Raw genomic sequence first — 17,563 nt, forward strand, 5'->3', positions numbered from 1 at the left:
GGAGAACGTCAAAAGAATTGGCCTTGCAATACTTCGCATGCCTCGTCGTCGGCGGCCTGCTTCTGGCGGCACTGTATGGGGCGCTGACGGACCCGTCACCCGTTGAGGGTGCCGTCAACGCCCTCATTGTGGCCGCGGTCATCGGCCTGCCGCTTGCCCTGTATGAGACTCATCTTCGCCGCTGGCTGGTTGTTTCGGCAACACGCCGGTGGCCGTTTGGCTGGCTCGTCCTGATCAAGTCTGCCGCATACACGGCTTGGATCCTGCTCGGCACCGGGATTGGCGCGCGCCTGACACATCATTCCGACGCCCCACCCCTCGCCGATCTCTTCGCCCACCGCGAAACGGTCGTGATGGCAATGCTCGCAGCCATTGTGGTTAATATCCTGTTCGCCGTGAACCAGCTTCTCGGTCCTGGGGTGCTGTTTAACTTTCTCATTGGGCGGTATCGCCAGCCCCGGCGCGAGGAGCGTCTCTTTCTCTTCCTTGATATTTGTCACTCGACCACCATCGCCGAGCAGATCGGCGATCTCAAGTTCCACGCTTATCTGGACGATTTCTTCCGCATGGTCGGCCAGGCGGCACACGATTGCGGTGGCGAGGTGCATGATTATATCGGCGACGAAGTCATCGTGACCTGGCCGCTCGACGGGAACGCCGTAACCGCCTTAGACTTCTTCCCTCTGCTCTCGCAGAGATTGGCAGCCCGTCAGACGGCGTTTCGTCGGACGTATGGCTACGCGGTCACCTTTCGGGCTGGCCTGCATCTCGGCCCCGTGGTGGCGGGTGAGGTCGGAGAGCTTAAGCGGAAGATCGCTTTCTTGGGCGATACAGTGAACACGGCTGCCCGGTTGGAACAACTGGCCCGGACCCGCGGGGTCGGTCTCTTGGCCAGCCGTTCCGTGCTCGACCGGCTGCGTTTGCCACCCGAAATGACAGCCACCTCGCTCGGTTTGCTCCACGTGCGCGGCAAGGCACAGCCGATGGAAGTCTTCCGTTTGGATCTACGTGTGGAGCCCATATCCGTCGCGATGCGCGGCAAATCGGACCTGGCTTTGTGATGGGGGCCAATGCCCGAGGGGGGACCGGAAGCGTTACGCCGAAACGGAAAGAATGGCGCCAGGCGCGTCGGACATATCAAGAGCGATGCGCGCGTTTCACGCCAATTGTCAGGTACGTAGCAGCAAGCGTGGAATCGGGCATCGCGTCAGGGCAGAGCGTCTCCAGGGCGCACAGGAGGTGCTCTGCGACGTCCGTCCGTCCCTCCTCCATGGCCTGCTTGAAGGCTGCCACGATCCTGGCTTCCAGACACGGCATATCCGCCCCCTTCACACAGCATCTGGTCCCACTGTGCGCCTTCCCGCCGATGGAAGGTCAATGCATATTCAACGGCATTCGTTTCCCTAGTCCACTGCCGTCATCGTAGCCCGAAAAGTCAAACCCCTGACTGATTTCGCGTTCGGATGCGACGGCAGAGTGCGATGATTGCCAAGCGGTTGATGGCCGTCATTTCTTTTGGCGGAAGGTGTCGTGACAGCCGGAACACTCCTGCCCAACAGCCTTGAATTTTGCCACCAACTGCACCTTGTCGCCTGAGGCGGCCGCGGCCATAAGCTCCTCGACGGCGGCATCCAAGCGACGCATGCTGGCGTCGAATTCCGCCCGGTTAGTCCAAACGGCGGGAGTGGCCTCGGTGTGGTGGCCGTCGCTGCCAGGCGGAAACATGTGTGCAACATGCTCGCAGTGTTGGTGCATGGTTTCGGCGAGACGTTGTGCAGTCCCTTGGTCGAAAGCTGTCTTGCCCGTCAGCATGGTGCCCAAGGTCTTCATGTGCTGGCCCATCTGCTTCATGATGTCCATCCGCTGCGCCACCACCCCGGTCGCACCCTCGTGGGCAGCCGCTGCGCTGGCCGCCAGGAGGAAGGCCAGAGACATCGCGGCGACCCGACGGCGGGATGGGCTTGACAGCAGTAACATGGCGGATTTCTCGCTGAACCTGAGGAGCACTGCAATGAAGACGTATAACCCGCGTTTTCATTCCATGTGAGTGGATAATCAGATCGCCAAGTCAGCAACCGTGATCGGTGTGCCCCTTCTGTCCATGCCCGCCATGACCCCGAACCTCCCTATAACGTTGGACTTGCTCCGGCGTCAGCACCTCTATCATTGCGAGGTAATACCGGAGATGAGCGGCTCGCAGCTCACCCTGTGTCACCCCGATAGCGCCTGTCGCCTTCACGAGGTTCGCAGGCGTGGCTGCCTGCTCGGCGAATAGCCGTTCCAACTTGGCTTCCTGCTGGATCAGGTATTCACCCAAGGGTATGGCCTCGGCCTTCATGGCATCGAACAGGGCTTTAGCGCGCGTTGAACCGGGCTGAGCATGAGGGCGTCAGCGTTCTCCAAGGTATGCGAGGGACCAGGATAACCATTCCACTCGGCTGGAAGCGCGTAACCATTGCCCCGGCCAGCGCGCAGATCGGCGATCTGCTGGTCGGAAAGCGCCTTAACGGGGCGGGAGTGCAGATGAGCATAAGGCTGCTGCGGTGTGTGCCTTTTGCGCGGACGCGGCGTCTGATAGGCCAAGCATGGTAAATGCGAGGGTGGCACTGAAGGCAAGGGCTTGGAACATGCGCGGTCTCCTGCGGACAGTGGGAAATCTTCCCTTGCGTAGGGCGGATTGGCAAGTGTCGATATCTTCTGAATGAAGACAATGCCGCCGCTGGCAATGGTAGAGCGAGGAACCTGCTGATATCGAAAATGGTAAGCAGTTCTCCATCTACCGCCACCAATGAGGATATACCCTTTGAAGCGTATTCCGCTTTGCCAATTATCGGTATTTTTCTACCAAATGCTCATCATGTTGCGATGGACACTCACGGCAGGCATCAGGTTGGTCATCGTGTTAGCGATGGCCCTCGGCGCGCTGCCCGTCTCGAATATCCTTTCCTTGTCGCATGATTCCCTGAAGCCCCAGCTCTCGGAAGTTGGGCAACACAGTCCTCTTTCCGAGGGTGCCACTGCCGAACACACCCATTTCGATGACGAAGAAGTGTCCGATGAGTGGGAGCCAGGCCACAATCACCGGCATAACCCGGCAGATCACTCGCACGACACCCCAGGCCCTGCTCCCATCCTGTGCATGGCCGAACATGAGCCGGCGCCGGATTGGCAGCTGTTATACCGGTTCTCGCTTTATTGGGCCCCAGCTTCTCGGATGGATCGTCCGCCGCGGCCGCTGTTCGCTGTCTGACTGAAAGTCTTTGGACTCCATTTCATCAACGGACATCGGGCATCATCCATGTATGGACCTTCTCGAAAGGGCTGGCCGTGGCCGCGTCTTGCGCGGCACAGACTAGATCGTCTGACGCTACTTAGTCTTATTCTCCCTACGGCATTCAGTTCTGACACCAACGCCCACGCCGTTGCGGAAGAGGATAAAGGCTACATTCAGGAAATCAGGGGCATCTATCTGCTGCCGTGCATTTACCTGGGCATCAAGCACATGGTGGCAGGCTATGATCATCGCCTGTTCCTTTTCCGCATCATCTTCTTCCTTTACAGGCTTAGCCACAGCAAATCTATGTCAGCCTGTTCGCAACCGGGCATCTCATGAGACAGGTGCTGCTTACCACAACGGCGGCGATCGCCTGCATGATGCTTGCACCGCCCATTGAAGCTCGTCCGGCATCCCGTCACACCAGTACAGATACCGGTGCCGGTTTCGAATCCGATCATGGAGCCGGTGACCGGCTTATCGCCGTAGCGCAGGTCGCTCCTGCTGAGAGTGACGAAGAGGACGATGGAGAGGATGACGAGGAAGGTGGTGGCGAAGGCGTAGACGAGGGCGAAGAAGATGGAGGCGACGATCCCGATCAAGGTGACGTCCAGGACGACGAGAGTACCACTGCCGACCCTGACTCCGGCTCTGCTACTGACGATGAGGATGACATCGCGGTAGATGGTGATGAGGAGGATGACGAGGAGGAGGAGGAAGGAGATGAAGACGAGGAGGATGATTCCTTCCCGACCATTCCCGGTACCCTCAACGCCACAATTAGCGGTACAGCGACTTTGCAGGCCGGGGTCATGGGAGACCGCACGAGCGGAGTTCAGTTCAGCAACGAGACTGATATAGAGCTCAATGTTCGCGGCAAAGCCGACAATGGGCTGCTATATGGCCTGAAAGTTCTGTTTCAGACTGAAACCGGCTTTGAATCCACTGGGGATACAACCTTCGATGAAGCATATGTTTATCTGGGTGGCCCTTGGGGGCGCTTGGAGTTCGGCGATACAGATGATGTCGTGGCCGGGGGGTTGCTGGTCTATGCCCCAAGTGTTGGGATCGGTCAGATCGATGGTGATTACGGCAGCTTTTCGCGGCTGAGCCTGGATGACTACTATCCTTTCTACCCTGATACCGGAACTTCAACCAAGATCAACTACTACACGCCGAGGATCGGAGGCTTTCAGGCCGGCATATCCTATAGCCCTTATCTATCCGACAGTGGCCAGTCGGTTGTAAGTTTGAGGCCTGGAAGGATTTCCACCACATCCGCCTCCACTCTCCCGGCCTCGCAGAGCCTGTCTTCGGGAAGTGCTGTTTCCCAAACCTCCGTTCAGTCATCACCCCTCAGCCTCGGGGGCACAATCCGCGCCGCAGCGGCTGCTCCGGTGCAGGTTAGCCAGCTTGTCGAGGATGACGAGGATAGTGACGAGGATGATGACGACGGTGAAGACGAGGAGGGTGACGACGGTGAAGATGAAGAGGGTGACGGTGAAGGCGCTGATGAGGACGACGACACCGACGAAGAACCGGATACCGATGAGCCAGACACTCCTGATGAACCTGACGGCCCCGATGAGCCGGATACTCCTGACGAACCCGGCACTCCCGATGAGCCGGGAACCGAGGAGCCAGATCCTGAAGTTCCTCCCGTAGAGCAGCCTGAGCCCGAAACGCCCGTTGTTGAAGAGCCTGAGGAGGAAGATCCTGGGGAGGAAGAGTCAGAAGAACCGGAAAGCGGACACAAGGACGTCACTACCTTCGCGGTGAACTATCAGAAGGAGTTCGAGACCGTTGCGTTTACCGGTAGCGCTTCGGTCACGAACGGCAATGGATATGGCGAAGGCATCAAGGACTTCACTGCCTGGATGGCGGGTATCCAGATCGCTATCTCCGACTTCACCATAGGCGGCGGCTTCGGAAAGTTCGATGGCTACAATGACATAGACTGGCAGTGGAACGTCGGCGCGATCTACGAAGCCGGTCCGTTCGGCATCGGTGCCCAGTATGCCTGGGTGGAGGACGTGAACGGCGATCACTCATGGGCTGCAGGGATCGGTATTAACTACGTTCTGGCTCCCGGTCTATCTCTTCAGGCTGACTACGTCCATTCCAAGGTGAACTTCAGGAGCTCCGAGAATGTGAACAAGGCGGAAGTCTTCCTGCTTGGTCTCCAGCTTAGTTTCTGATCAGGAGAACTGTCACTGACGGCCGATACAGATTTACGCAACCTGTACTGGTGGGACCCGATAATCTCGGATCACAAGAGCAGCAAGCCCGGCAGGTCGTTGATGGCATAGAGATAGTCCGCATCTACGGGAACCCGGCCAAGGTTGAGAATAGGGGCATCGTCATGATCTCTGCTGCCGCCATGAACAACCTTGGGATCCGCGCGGCCGCGGTGGAGCAGATGACGCTTGGTCTTGGGTTCTTCGTTCTTTTGTGTGCACAGCTTTTGGGAGAAGTTGATGGCTGGATTTTCTCCTATGCGGTGGTGAGCACTCTGTGGCGCAGAAGGTCGAAGCCGGCACGTCCGTACATGGAACGCTTGATGGCCTTCAACCGATTGATCTGTCCTTCGACCGGACCGGTGCTCCAGGACAGTGTCATGGCAGCATGTACGGCATCGTGATCCTGACGCAGACTCCGGGCGAAGCCCCTGAAGCCGCGAGTCTCAGCGGCTGAGATCCAGCCGTCCAGCTGGTCGGCCAGGCCGTTCCTGATCATGGTCGAGAATGCTTTGGTCAGCTCGACCGCCTGGGCGACCGGCGGCGCCAGTTCGAGCAGCGCCGTCACGAACCGGCGGTCACCCTCATCCAGCTTGTCCGGCTCGCTCATCAGCAGGCGCGCTGCCTTGCGCGCGGTCGGCGGCTGGGCTTTGGGCGGGTTAGTCGGTGTGGTCAGGTCCGCGGACGGATCCTGACGGCGCCGTCGAGCCGCCCATTGCCGGACGATCCCGGATTGCCCGGCAAAACCACGCTCGCGGATTTCCCGCCACAGGCCGGTTCCGTTGCGGTATCCCGCGGCCCAACGCGCCTCCAGATAGTCGCGGAACGGATCGAGACTGCTGCGGCCGCGGTCGGCATGCCGCCAGGTCGGGGCATGGCCGGCTTGCAGCCAGCGTCGCACCGTCCTGCGACCGATCCCGAGAGCCTGGGCAATGCCGCGCATGGTCATACCCTGTGCGCGCAGGCGAACGGCTTCCTTGAAGCGGGCTTCCCTTTGATGCCTGGCGTTCAGCGACCGACGTTCGGCTTTGGTGACCGGCGGTTCGACGTCGCGATCACCCGTCGCGCCGGGTGCGTTGTCGTTGGCGGCTGGTTCGACCGTGACGGCAGCGATCCGGGCGGCTTCGGTCAGATCACGATGATGGTGGTCGAGCAGACCGCGAAGTGCGTCGCCGCTGTTGCGCAGAAGATGCCACCGATCCGCCACCTGGATGGCCTGTGGTGCTCCCTGGCGGGCTCCGTCGGCATAGGCGCCGGCACGATCGCGCACGACAATCCCGACGGACGGATGGTCCTTCAGCCAAGTGGCCAGGGTCTCAGCCTTTCGGTCCGGAAGCAGATCGATGACCCGGTCACGCTCCAGGTCGCACAGGATCGTGCCGTAACGCTGGCCCTTACGCCAGGCCCAGTCATCAACACCCAGCACACGGGTCGGCGGCAGGGCCTCCAGCGGCGCTTCACGGATGCGGCGCAGCAGGGTCGTGGCGCCGACCGGGATCGCCATCGTGCCCGCCATGCGCGCTCCGGCATTGCCGCCCAGTGCCAGAGCGACGGCGTGGTGCAGGGTGCGAAGACGATCGGTGTGGCGAGCCCTGGGCCGGGCTATTGCATCGGGACGTTCGGCGAAGGTCCGCTGGCGGCAGACGGAGTTTACACAGCGGAAGCGGCGGATGCGCACCAGCAGAATAAGCCGCCGCCCCAGACAGGGAACGTCGCCGAGGCTGCGCCAGTAGTGGCTGTGAACCCGCGCCGACCGAACACCGCAGGCCGGACAGGAAGCGTCCTCATGGTCCAGTTGTACTCGAAATGTCAAACGGGGGCTTTGAGGATCGATCCGATCAATGATGTGTAGACTTGGGAAGAACTCTGAAGGGTCGAGGGTGATCAATAAAAGTCAGCGTCGTTGTTGAAGATGCTATCTTCATATAAGACGCCGAACGCACCATGGCATCAGACCCAGCTGATTGATAGCTTGATCAATTCACTCAACCATGAGACGTGCACCCAAAAGAACGAAGAACCTGGTCTTTGACCCCATTGCCTAGACATCGTTGGATCAACGCTGGCGCTACCCCCCTCGTAGACATGCTCGAGATCGCAAAGCTGCTGATACAGGCCGTAGCTTTTCGACCTCTCACTGCCGAGACGTTCCGCATCGAACGTAGCAGAAATGCACCTTGCTGTATCGTTCTGTCAGCTTGCATAATAAACGCTCAAGGTCTACGACATGCTTCGTCTTCAATGTATCGAACACGAAAAACTTCGCTGTACCCGTCATGGTCCTCCCTCCACACTTGTCGTTCGGCCAAAACGATGCCCCCTTCGTTGCTTCCTATCAACATAAGCAGGACAGGCTGCTTGCTACAAACACGGATAAATGGTGTAGCAGTTTCCTACGATTAATCGGAATGCAGCGTTGCTCCGGTAGCTTTCTCCCTGAAATTATTTATCATTCTGCTTTCTCAATGATTTGATCAGTGTCATTTGTAACTCATGAAAAGTCAAAGCTCCTATTTACTATCCCTGTTTGTATCAAACTAGGAAACGAATATAACATACAGTGCGATATTTTTGCTCCTAGAACCAATATGTATATTAATTACCATCTGACGATATAATCAATCTGATAATGGAATAGCGTTAAGCACATAATATAGGATCATGCGAAACTAAATTTATGTGCTGATCGAACAATTACATGTAGAAATCCATTGTAAGATTACTTCCCTAGCGAGACATGTTCAGCTTCTCTCCTGATGGTTTGCCTATGACATACGTGTTCATAAGACTCCCCTATTGCCTAAAAGATTATTCAACTAAATGATAGTTGATACAAAAAGCCACTAAGGGTAATTTTGTTACGCCATGAAAAGTGAGTTGACTCAATAGCCTAACATGGATGTGTCCCAAAGCCGCTAGGTGGTAAACTTATAGAGAAATTTGGGTATTTTCAGAAAGCAGACTTAATCTAATTTGGTATGTTTATGTGTATGCCAGAGAATTTCTTTTTTCTTTTGGATTGTGCGTTGGCTCACCATTAATTTTGTTTCATGGGTATATCTTATTCGATTATAGCTTAAAGCTCGTTTGTCTACATGTACCAATCAATAAGAGAGGGAAGGTACAATTATCTGGCTGGGCTTCAGCTAACTGGGTTCGCAGGCAACGTTTCCGAAATCTGAAAAAAATACGGTTCTCGGACATACCGCAACTTTAGCAAGTATCAGAGCAACGTTCCAACCATTATGTTCGACAACTAACAGATTGGACGGATGGAGATGATGACACTTCCAGAAGATCCTTCGATTTTGCAAACGCTATCTGCATGGTGGAGCCGACTACGGCTGACGCAAAACAACGTGCCCGAGCACCGCATCCCGCAGGACCGCCTGCAGCACTCCCGCGACGCCTACCAAGAGGTAGCATCAAAGCGCTCGCAGTATAGCGCTCTGCACTGGCAGGAAATGGCTGACGGATATCGGAATAAGATGAGGAGTGGCCATATATCAGACCAACTGCGTGAGTACTATGCAAACGAAGCTCGATTGTGCGACGCTGAGGCAAAGAAAGTCTCGGCAGGCAGGGTTGCTGATGAGTAGCAGCTGCTTTATTGCACGTCGGGACCTCATCCCCCTCCGACTGAGCTTCCTAAACTCATGGACGAAAACCCGGAATATTCCGAATCATACCTCACTATCCTGGGTAATTACAAGAAGGGTCCCTTGAATGTTTAATAGCGTTCTTTTTTGCGAGGAATTCGATAACACTATTCGCTGGACTGAGAATGAACGTCTCGAATATCTCTTTGAGCATCGCTGTGACCGAATGCCTTTAGATCGATTGGCGGTCGTCACCGAGGATGTCGCCCTCACATTCCACGATCTTGACAATCGAGCCAATCAGACGGCGCGGTATTTGCTCGACCAGGGCTTGAAGGCAGGTGATCGGATTGGCCTCCTATTCGATAACTCGATTCACCCCTACGTAGCCCTCCTGGCAGTGCTGAAAATCGGCGCCGCCTATGTCCCGTTCGACGCCAGCTTTCCCACAGAACGGATCGGCTTCATTTTGGGCGATGCCGGTATCACAGCGATCATCTCGGTTTCGCGATTCCGCCCAAAGCTCGCCGAGTTCGATGTTAAGCAGATATTTCTCGACAGTGCGGAACAGCAGATTACCGAAGAATCAATGGCGCGCCTCGATGATCACGAGAAAGGCGCGCTGAGCGATCAGCTCTTCTACATCATCTACACGTCCGGCACGACGGGTAAGCCCAAGGGCGTAGCGATCGACCACGCGGGCATCTGCAATTTCGTTAAGGTCGCGGGCGAGGTTTATGGAATTGATGAAGGTGACCGCTGCTATCAAGGGATGACACTGGCCTTCGATTTCCATGTCGAAAGCCTTTGGGTTCCGCTGATCGCCGGCGCTACCCTCATCGCTGGAAAGTCGGGATCCACTCTCTTTGGCAATGAGTTGCACGAGTTCCTGCTGAAGCAGCGGGTGACCGTACTTCCCTGCGTCCCTACCTTGTGGGCAACGCTCGAACAGGATCTGCCGGACGTCCGAATTGTGCTGCTTTCCGGCGAATCGGTTCCTCACAATCTTGTGGTTCGATGGCATCGTCCAGGCCGCAGCATTTTGAATGCCTACGGACCAACCGAGTGCTCAGTAAGTTCAACTTTGCGGAGACTTGTTCCAGATAGTCCAGTGACTATTGGAAAACCGCTACCGACTTACACAACTGTGATTCTCGATGAGCACAAGGACGAAGTCGTTGCGGACGGTGCGATCGGTGAAATCGGCATTGCAGGCATCGGGCTTGCGGTGGGGTATCTCAACCGTGATGACCTTACGAAGCAAAAGTTCATTCCCGACTTCCTAAACCTGCCGAACAACCCCTCGAAGCGCATTTACCGCACCGGCGATTATGGCTGCATCCGTGACGACGGTGAACTGGAGTTTCACGGTCGGATCGATACCCAGGTCAAGATTCGGGGCTATCGGGTCGAGCTTGGTGAAATCGAGTCGGTGCTGTTGCAACTGCCGCAGATCTCCCAGGTCGTCGTCAACCCTCACGAGTCTGAGCCTGGCGCAGTGGAGCTCGTAGCGTATTATACCCGCAAGCAAGGGGCTCCGGAGGTGGCGCCAAACGAAATCTCCGAGACGCTACGCCGACACTTGCCCGCTTACATGGTCCCAGCTTACCTCGAAGAACTTCCATTTATACCGATGACGGCGAACAATAAGGCTGATCGTAAGAGTCTGCCGGCACCGAAGGGACCGCGCTTCTCCATCTCCAGCAGCAAGTTTGTCGCCCCAAGGACGGAGGCCGAGCAGATAATCGCCGACGCGCTCACTGCTATCATGAATATCGAGCGCGTTTCCGTGGAGGACAATTTCTTCCAGGATCTTGGTGCCCATTCACTGCTGATGGCCCGTTTCAGCGCTGAGCTTCGTAAAAAGCTCGATATTCCAACAGTGTCCATGCGCGATATTTACCTCAACCCCACAGTTGAGCAGCTTGCCTGCCATCTCGACTCCTTGCCGCGGGAGGCGTCAGGCCAGCAGCAGCGGATGTCGAATCGGGAGCAAGTCTACTTTCCGTCAGATTTCTCCTATTACGGCTGCGGCGCTCTGCAGTTTGCATCATATGTTGTCTGGAGCGTGGCCATCATCTGGATCTTTGTCGCAGGGATAGACTGGTCGTATGGTGCACTTCCGGATCTCGGCGAAACATATCTGCGGGTCGTCCTTTTCGCGGTTGGAGTTTCCCTGCTGTTCAGCGCCGTTCCCATTGCGGCGAAATGGCTGCTGATCGGTAAGTGGAAGCAGGAAGCTATCCCAATCTGGAGCCTGCGGTATTTCCGCTTCTGGGTCGTCAAAAGCCTTGTTGCCAGTGCACCCATGGCTCGATTTGGTGATCCCTTCTACAATCTCTATCTGCGGCTTCTCGGCGCGAAGATTGGAGCAAATACGGTGATCCGCTCCAGGCGCCGACCCGTGTGCACCGATCTTATTTCAATTGGAGCTAATACGATCCTAAGCAAAGACTCGATCGTTTCCGGCTACAGGGCGCAGTCGAACTTCATTCAGACGGGCCCCATCCACATCGGGGCCAACGCGTTTGTCGGAGAGGCCAGCGTCCTAGATATCAACACGACCATGGAGGACAATACGCAGTTGGGCTACGCATCGTCTTTGCACGATGGCCAGCGCGTACCGCAGGGCAAGCACTATCATGGCTGTCCGGCTCAGGAGACCATGGCCAACTACTGCACAGTTGAGCCGAGGGTCTGCACGCCGCTAAGGCGTTGGACTTATGCCATTACACAACTTGTAGTCGGATATGCTTTGACACCCATCCCAATCTTAATCCTGTATAGCTTGTTCCCCCACTTCCATAGTTACGTTGGCCTCCACGAATTCGATTACGAAACTCCCGTGCAGTCCTTGCTGATCCTAACAGACGACATGCTGATTGTGTCTTTCTTGTTTTTCTTCGCCAGCGTCGTTTTCGGATTGCTTGCCATCGGTGTCGTTCCGAGAGTCTTGAACCTGGCGCTGCGGCCTGACACGAGCTACGTCCTCTACGGCGTGCACTACTTCGTTCAAGAATGGATCACGCGGCTCAGCAACTCAGTCTTCTATAATCGCCTTTTCGGCGACAGCTCCGCTATCGTCTACTATCAACGGTGGGTTGGCTGGAACCTCAACACGATCGTACAGACTGGCTCCAACTTCGGCATGACCCAGAGACACGACAATCCCTTTTTATGCGACATCGGCAGCGGGACAATGGTGTCCGGCGGACTGAAAATGATGAACGAGACGATGTCGAGTACTGCCTTCGAACTTGGTCTAGTTAAGGTGGGTGACCAAAATTATCTAGGAAACTATGTCCACATCCCGCCCCAATCTAAAATGGGGACCAATGTTCTCCTTGCTACCAAGGCCCTGACGCCCATCGACGGTCCCGTTCGTGAGAACACCGGGCTACTTGGATCTCCATGTTTCGAGATACCGCGCGCCACGGAGCGAGACAAGCGGATGGCCAAGATGGACGATGCCACCTGGCAGCAGCGGCTACGGGAAAAGAATCGCTACAATCTTGTGACGGCGATCCTTTATCTGCTCAACAACTGGTTCACATCTTTTTCCGTGTTGCTCTGCCTGACCGTTGGCTTTGTGTATCATTCTCGTTTCGGTACCGGAGCAATCGTCGTCGCTGCCTACGCTGCCTTCTTCGTCTCCGTTTTTTGGTTCTGGTTCGTGGAAAGGCTCGTTCTGAGATTTGGCAGACTTACGCCCAAGGTTGTGTCAATGCTGTTGGATGACTACTTCTGGTTCCATGAGCGGTATTGGAAGTTGAATGGGCTCTGGCGCGTGGCGCCCTTGTTTGTGGGCACCCCCTTCAAGAACGTCATATCGAGGCTTCAGGGAGTGCGGCTGGGCCGAAAGGTATTCGATGATGGGGGTGATTACGACGAGGATACCTTGGTCGAAATCGGCGATTACACGAATGTGAACGCAGGCTGCGTGATCCAACCGCATTCTCTCGAGGAAGGAGTCTTCAAATCCGATTACGTGAAGATCGGGAGGGGATGCACCTTGGGGGTCTTATCCAACGTACACTACGGTGTGGTGATGGGAGACTACGTCGTGCTCAGTCCAGACTCCTTCCTAATGAAAGGAGAGCTTGTGGATTCGGACACTACTTGGCGGGGAAATCCTGCCACATCGGTTGCCGGCAGGGCGACCCGCGACGCAGATCATCAATCAGCACAAGTGGCAGATCGTCTAACCTCACAAACGTTTGTTCCCGCCGAAGTGGCTTAACCAACAGTATTTTTAGGGTGAGCTGTCATGCGTGTGCTATTGCGGCTAACGACCGAGGCGCTGGATACCAGGAACTCTGATCGTCCCATAGACTTCCATCGCCGGCTGCCCGGCTACCGCGAAACACCGATCGTGGAAGCGCCGCGACTTGCCGAACTTCTTGGTGTTGCGAAGATCTTCGTCAAAGACGAGACTTCACGATTTGGGCTGCCATCGTTCAAGATCCTGGGAGCGTCGTGGGCGACATACGCGGCACTTCGTGAGCGGCTCGAACCGATGCCGGACGGTCCTTTATCGTTTGAACGCTTGCAGGCATGGGCATCGCCCTTGTGTCCGCTGACACTGATTGCAGCAACCGATGGCAACCACGGACGCGCAGTAGCGCGTGTGGCGCGATGGTTCGGCCTGAACGCCCGGATTTTCGTGCCGAGCTTCGTGTCGTTCGCTCGGTGCCAAGCGATCGAGGCGGAAGGGGCCGAACTGAGGATCATCGACGGCGTCTATGACGCATCGGTCGATGCCGCACTGGAAGCCGCGCAAGGTGCCAACTCGCTGCTTATAAGCGACACCGCGCGTGGCGCATCGGACATCATACCTCAGCTTGTAACGGCAGGGTACACGACGGCTTTCGCCGAGATCGAGCAGCAGCTTGCCGAGTCCGGAGACAACCGTATCGATGCGGTATCGGTCCAGGCGGGCGTTGGCGGATTGGCATCGGCGAGCACGAGTTGGGCACGGCTTACCCGACGGGGCCGCTCCCCACATGTAATCGTGGTGGAACCGGAAACTGCAGCTTGCGTAATGACGGCTCTTGCTGCCGGGGAACCAGTTGGAGTCTCCGCAAGCGACATATCCGCAATGAGCGTTCTGCAATGCGGGACAATATCCCTAACTGCGTTCGTGAACTTGCAGGCCGGTGTAAGCTGCTGCCTGGCCATTGAGGATTCCTGGGCAGCAACCGCCGTGTCCGAACTGCGCTCCTGCAATGTTCGCACCGGCCTCAGCGGAGCCGCAGGGATGGCTGGCCTCCTGGCCGCATTCGGTGGTCCGTTTGCTGGCCCGGTACGGGAGCACCTTGGACTATTGTCCGATGCTCGATTGCTCGTGATTGCAACCGAATCGGCGACAGCCTCAGAGTGCGCTCAGGATGCTGAATCACTCTCCGAAGGCCAGATGTATCTGACAGCAGCTTTATAGAACGACTGATCCAGTACCATCCTGCAGTTCAACAGTGGCAAACCACTAATACTGATCCGCTTCCTTGAACAGCTTCTCCACAAGCGCTTCGGCCCGATCCCGTTCCCAGCTCCCATTGGCAACGAGGAGCACGCCAGCCCCGTCCTCTGGATCGAAATACATCATGGAATTAGTTCCAGGATCTGATCCGTCGTGGCCAATGACCCGCTTGCGAGGTCCAAAGCTGTCGTAGAACCAGATGAGCCCTTGACTATCGTCGAGGTTGGGAAAGTAAACACGGCGCATTTTTGTGACAGATTCCTGCGAGAGAACACGCGTCCCATCCAGTTCACCGAACTGCATGAACATGAGCAGGAATCGAGCGAGCTGAGGTGCCGAGGTGCGCAGCAAGCCATCAGGAAACGTAGGGAAGCCTAAATGTCCCAAGGGTTTGAAACCGGATGATTGATCGCCGGAATAGGGCATTGCAACGTGTTCAACGTTTAGTCCGGACAACTTCCACGCCGCCTCGTTCATTCCGAGGGGTGCGAAGATGTGGTCGCGAGTGTATAGTTCGAACGGAGTGCCAGCTACAACCTCGACCAGATAGCCGAGCAGCCCGACACCCACGTTGGAATAGGAAGAGACGGTGCCTGGACACGTTCTTTTGAAGTTGTTCTCGCCGTCGTAGTAGGTTCCGGATGGCACAAGATAGTCCTTAAGGAAGTCACCCAGGGCCACGGGAGAGTCCCCTTTGACGTAGAGATCCGCGTAGACTCCCTCGTACTCGCTTTCCACTATTGATGACGTGTGGGTCAGCAGATGCAGGAACGTGATCGGCTTCTCGGGACAGGCAGGAATTCTAACAGGAAAAGGCAGGTAGGCGTTGATGTCATCGTCCAACTTGAAGGCGCCGTTCTCGACGAGTTTCATGATCGCAGCTGCTGTCACCGTCTTTGAGACCGAGGCCCATGCGAAAACGGTATCAGGCTCGACCGGCCGGTTCTTTTCAATGTTGGCCATTCCAGCAACAGCCGTACAGGCTACGCGGCCATTTTTGACGATCACTGCCGACATGCCTGGGACGTCCAGACGGTGCAGTTCTTCGCTGACATTCGTAGCACATGGAGGAACGGCTAAGCTGTCATCATTATCATCGCCGTTTCTATGAAGTCCTTTCTTGTCAATCTTTATTATCTGTTTCGCGCTACGGTCGTCCATTACCGTTCCACCATGTGCGTTTAAAAGTATAAATTCCGCCAATTTATAATCAGATAGGATCAATGGATACTGCTGAGGATATGATTGAGTATATCCTGGTTGAGTATAGCCAAATACACCCAGAACACTGGCCAGAATGAGGGCGTTGCGCAACTCAGTGGTTCCTTATATCCGAGGGCAGTCATGAACCTCATTATAGGATTTACCACGACTTATGACAACGCATTGCGACGATGAGGAGGATACTCTGGTGCGTTGACACATACATACGATGCACGATTCAGTTAGCTTGTGCGAGTCCACATTCATGGAACAGACTGTCAGCCTTATTGTCACCTCTGACAACCGCGGGGCTGGCCAGACCAGCCGGGTGTGGGAGGAAGGATACGATGAGGCGGGCACGCCGGTCGTGCGAATCCGCTTCTCCTTGAGTACGTGTGGTCGGTGTCCGCATCCGGAACTCTGCTCCCGGTCAACACCGCGCGGGCGAATAACCGCCCGGCGCCTGGTAGTTTACTGCCCGTTTTAAAAGTCATGGAGGTGGCAGGCGCTTTCGATTTGGGTGGGCGAGGCGCTGTAGCATCATGCGAATGGCTGCGAGGGTGACCATGGCTTCGGAGACTTCTGGCAATTCCTCATAGTCTTTGGACAGGCGACGCCATCGCCCGAACCAGCCGAGGGATGAACGGCTCGATCAGGCGGTACTGATCGTCGCTCAGGGCCTGACCGGAGCCATAGTTTCCAACCAGCGCTCGATCCTCGGGTGTCCACATCGCGGCCTCCAGAATGGGCATCTCTGCCCTTCCAAACAGCTACAGACGTGACCCTTCACCCGCGCTCAATGAGACTGGCTGCACTTTCAAAACGGGCAGTTACACACGAAGCGCACACTGAGATGGACCCCATTGTTGAGGCAACTGGGGTGGCGGGTTAAGCGAGAGTCCCGCAGGATCATTGCGCCGTGTCGATGCTGGGGATCGGTGTCGGCGCGAGCCGCAGGGTAACCGCTATTTTTTCAATTTCCAAATCCTTGTTGTTGTTGATGCCGGTGGTCATGGGGGCGAAGGTGAGCCTGGTCGCAATCGAAAAGGCACAACCGGAACGATGTGCTTGATCACCAAGCGGTCGTCTTCGACAAGAATGCGGTCAACCACCAGCCGAAGGATCTTCTGTTTCGTGTCGAATGACGGCTCCTTGAGAGCGTCACAGATGCTGGCGCAAAACCCCTCCAGCCCTTCCAACAGGCGAATTTCCTGCTCCCGCTCCCGGTGTTGGCGCTGGATCTCACCCAGTCGCTCACGTAACGCCCGACCATGATCGGCGACGCGGTCACGGCGTTGCTTGAGGTCGTCCAAGTCGATCACTCCAACCTGATACGCGGAGGTGGACCCCACTGGTGAGGCAACTGGGGTGGCGGGTTAAGCGAGAGTCCCGCGGGATCATTGCGCCGTGTCGACGCCGGGCATCGGTGTCGGCGCGAACCGTAGGGTAACCGCTATGTTTTCAATTTCCAAATCCTTGTTGTTGCTGATGCCGGTGGTCATGGGGGCGAAGGTGAGCATTTCCCCGCTTTCCGATCTTGCTCGGGAAGCGGGGGAAGCGGAACCGTTCGGCGCAGCCGATCGTCCCGATGTCCACGGGCATTGCTCTTCGTAGATCTGCCGGGGCGTCCGGTAGCCGTGCGCCTGATGAAGGCGTTCCTCGTTGTAAAAGTGCAGCCAGGCGCCAATGCCCGCCTTGGCTTCGGCGACCGAAGTGTAGGCGTGCAGGTAGGTGAGTGGCGCGGGGCATCTCAGCCCCGCGCTCTCCCAGAACC

At 56.4% G+C, this 17,563-nt stretch carries 11 protein-coding genes; 5 read left to right on the plus strand and 6 right to left on the minus strand.

Annotation, left to right across the window (positions count from 1 at the left end; translation table 11 throughout):
• Positions 1-17 precede the first annotated feature (17 nt).
• Positions 18-1,061, plus strand: a complete 1,044-nt coding sequence (locus N826_RS40840) for an adenylate/guanylate cyclase domain-containing protein (RefSeq protein ID WP_052832471.1) — start codon at positions 18-20, stop codon at positions 1,059-1,061.
• 445 nt (positions 1,062-1,506) lie between these two features.
• Here N826_RS40840 and N826_RS40845 read toward each other — a convergent pair whose 3' ends face one another.
• The gene (locus N826_RS40845) at positions 1,507-1,935 is read right to left on the minus strand and encodes a c-type cytochrome (RefSeq protein ID WP_169789458.1); all 429 of its coding nucleotides are present in this window, start codon (positions 1,933-1,935) and stop codon (positions 1,507-1,509) included.
• 868 nt (positions 1,936-2,803) lie between these two features.
• Here N826_RS40845 and N826_RS43665 point away from each other — a divergent pair.
• Both N826_RS43665 and N826_RS43670 read left to right on the plus strand, forming a co-directional pair.
• Positions 2,804-3,250, plus strand: a complete 447-nt coding sequence (locus N826_RS43665; RefSeq protein WP_147041173.1) for a hypothetical protein — start codon at positions 2,804-2,806, stop codon at positions 3,248-3,250.
• 359 nt (positions 3,251-3,609) lie between these two features.
• Positions 3,610-5,472, plus strand: a complete 1,863-nt coding sequence (locus tag N826_RS43670) for a porin (protein ID WP_052832476.1) — start codon at positions 3,610-3,612, stop codon at positions 5,470-5,472.
• A gap of 295 nt (positions 5,473-5,767) precedes the next feature.
• On the opposite strand, the gene N826_RS32980 is transcribed toward N826_RS43670, so the two are convergent.
• Complete coding sequence (locus N826_RS32980; RefSeq protein ID WP_157599388.1) at positions 5,768-7,399, minus strand: ISL3 family transposase; 1,632 nt, start codon at positions 7,397-7,399, stop codon at positions 5,768-5,770.
• 1,838 nt (positions 7,400-9,237) lie between these two features.
• Between N826_RS32980 and N826_RS32985 the strand changes: the two genes are divergently transcribed.
• Entirely contained in the window at positions 9,238-13,350 is a 4,113-nt protein-coding gene (locus N826_RS32985) for a Pls/PosA family non-ribosomal peptide synthetase (RefSeq protein ID WP_084721386.1), read from the plus strand.
• A 27-nt stretch (positions 13,351-13,377) separates the two neighbouring features.
• The gene (locus N826_RS32990; protein ID WP_052832480.1) at positions 13,378-14,547 is read left to right on the plus strand and encodes a diaminopropionate ammonia-lyase; all 1,170 of its coding nucleotides are present in this window, start codon (positions 13,378-13,380) and stop codon (positions 14,545-14,547) included.
• Positions 14,548-14,592: 45 nt separating this feature from the next.
• Here N826_RS32990 and N826_RS40860 read toward each other — a convergent pair whose 3' ends face one another.
• The 4 genes from N826_RS40860 to N826_RS46090 all read right to left on the minus strand — a co-directional run.
• A complete protein-coding gene (locus N826_RS40860) occupies positions 14,593-15,900 on the minus strand; it encodes a serine hydrolase domain-containing protein (protein WP_147041287.1) in 1,308 nt (435 codons plus the stop codon).
• A gap of 482 nt (positions 15,901-16,382) precedes the next feature.
• The gene (locus tag N826_RS43675) at positions 16,383-16,541 is read right to left on the minus strand and encodes a hypothetical protein (protein WP_157599389.1); all 159 of its coding nucleotides are present in this window, start codon (positions 16,539-16,541) and stop codon (positions 16,383-16,385) included.
• 258 nt (positions 16,542-16,799) lie between these two features.
• Complete coding sequence (locus N826_RS33000; protein WP_147041288.1) at positions 16,800-17,102, minus strand: hypothetical protein; 303 nt, start codon at positions 17,100-17,102, stop codon at positions 16,800-16,802.
• Between the two features lie 84 nt (positions 17,103-17,186).
• Positions 17,187-17,563, minus strand: a 377-nt coding sequence (locus N826_RS46090; protein WP_157599390.1) for an integrase core domain-containing protein, incomplete at its 5' end; no start/stop codon positions are given.

It is taken from the genome of Skermanella aerolata KACC 11604, assembly GCF_000936425.1.
Taxonomy (GTDB): domain Bacteria; phylum Pseudomonadota; class Alphaproteobacteria; order Azospirillales; family Azospirillaceae; genus Skermanella; species Skermanella aerolata.

Excerpts from the sequence above, each read along its gene's own strand:
- N826_RS40845 (WP_169789458.1), bottom strand. The coding sequence starts at position 1,935 with ATGTCTCTGGCCTTCCTCCTGGCGGCCAGCGCAGCGGCTGCCCACGAG.
- N826_RS43670 (WP_052832476.1), top strand. The coding sequence starts at position 3,610 with ATGAGACAGGTGCTGCTTACCACAACGGCGGCGATCGCCTGCATGATG.
- N826_RS32985 (WP_084721386.1), top strand. The coding sequence starts at position 9,238 with ATGTTTAATAGCGTTCTTTTTTGCGAGGAATTCGATAACACTATTCGC.
- N826_RS32990 (WP_052832480.1), top strand. The coding sequence starts at position 13,378 with ATGCGTGTGCTATTGCGGCTAACGACCGAGGCGCTGGATACCAGGAAC.
- N826_RS43675 (WP_157599389.1), bottom strand. The coding sequence starts at position 16,541 with ATGCCCATTCTGGAGGCCGCGATGTGGACACCCGAGGATCGAGCGCTG.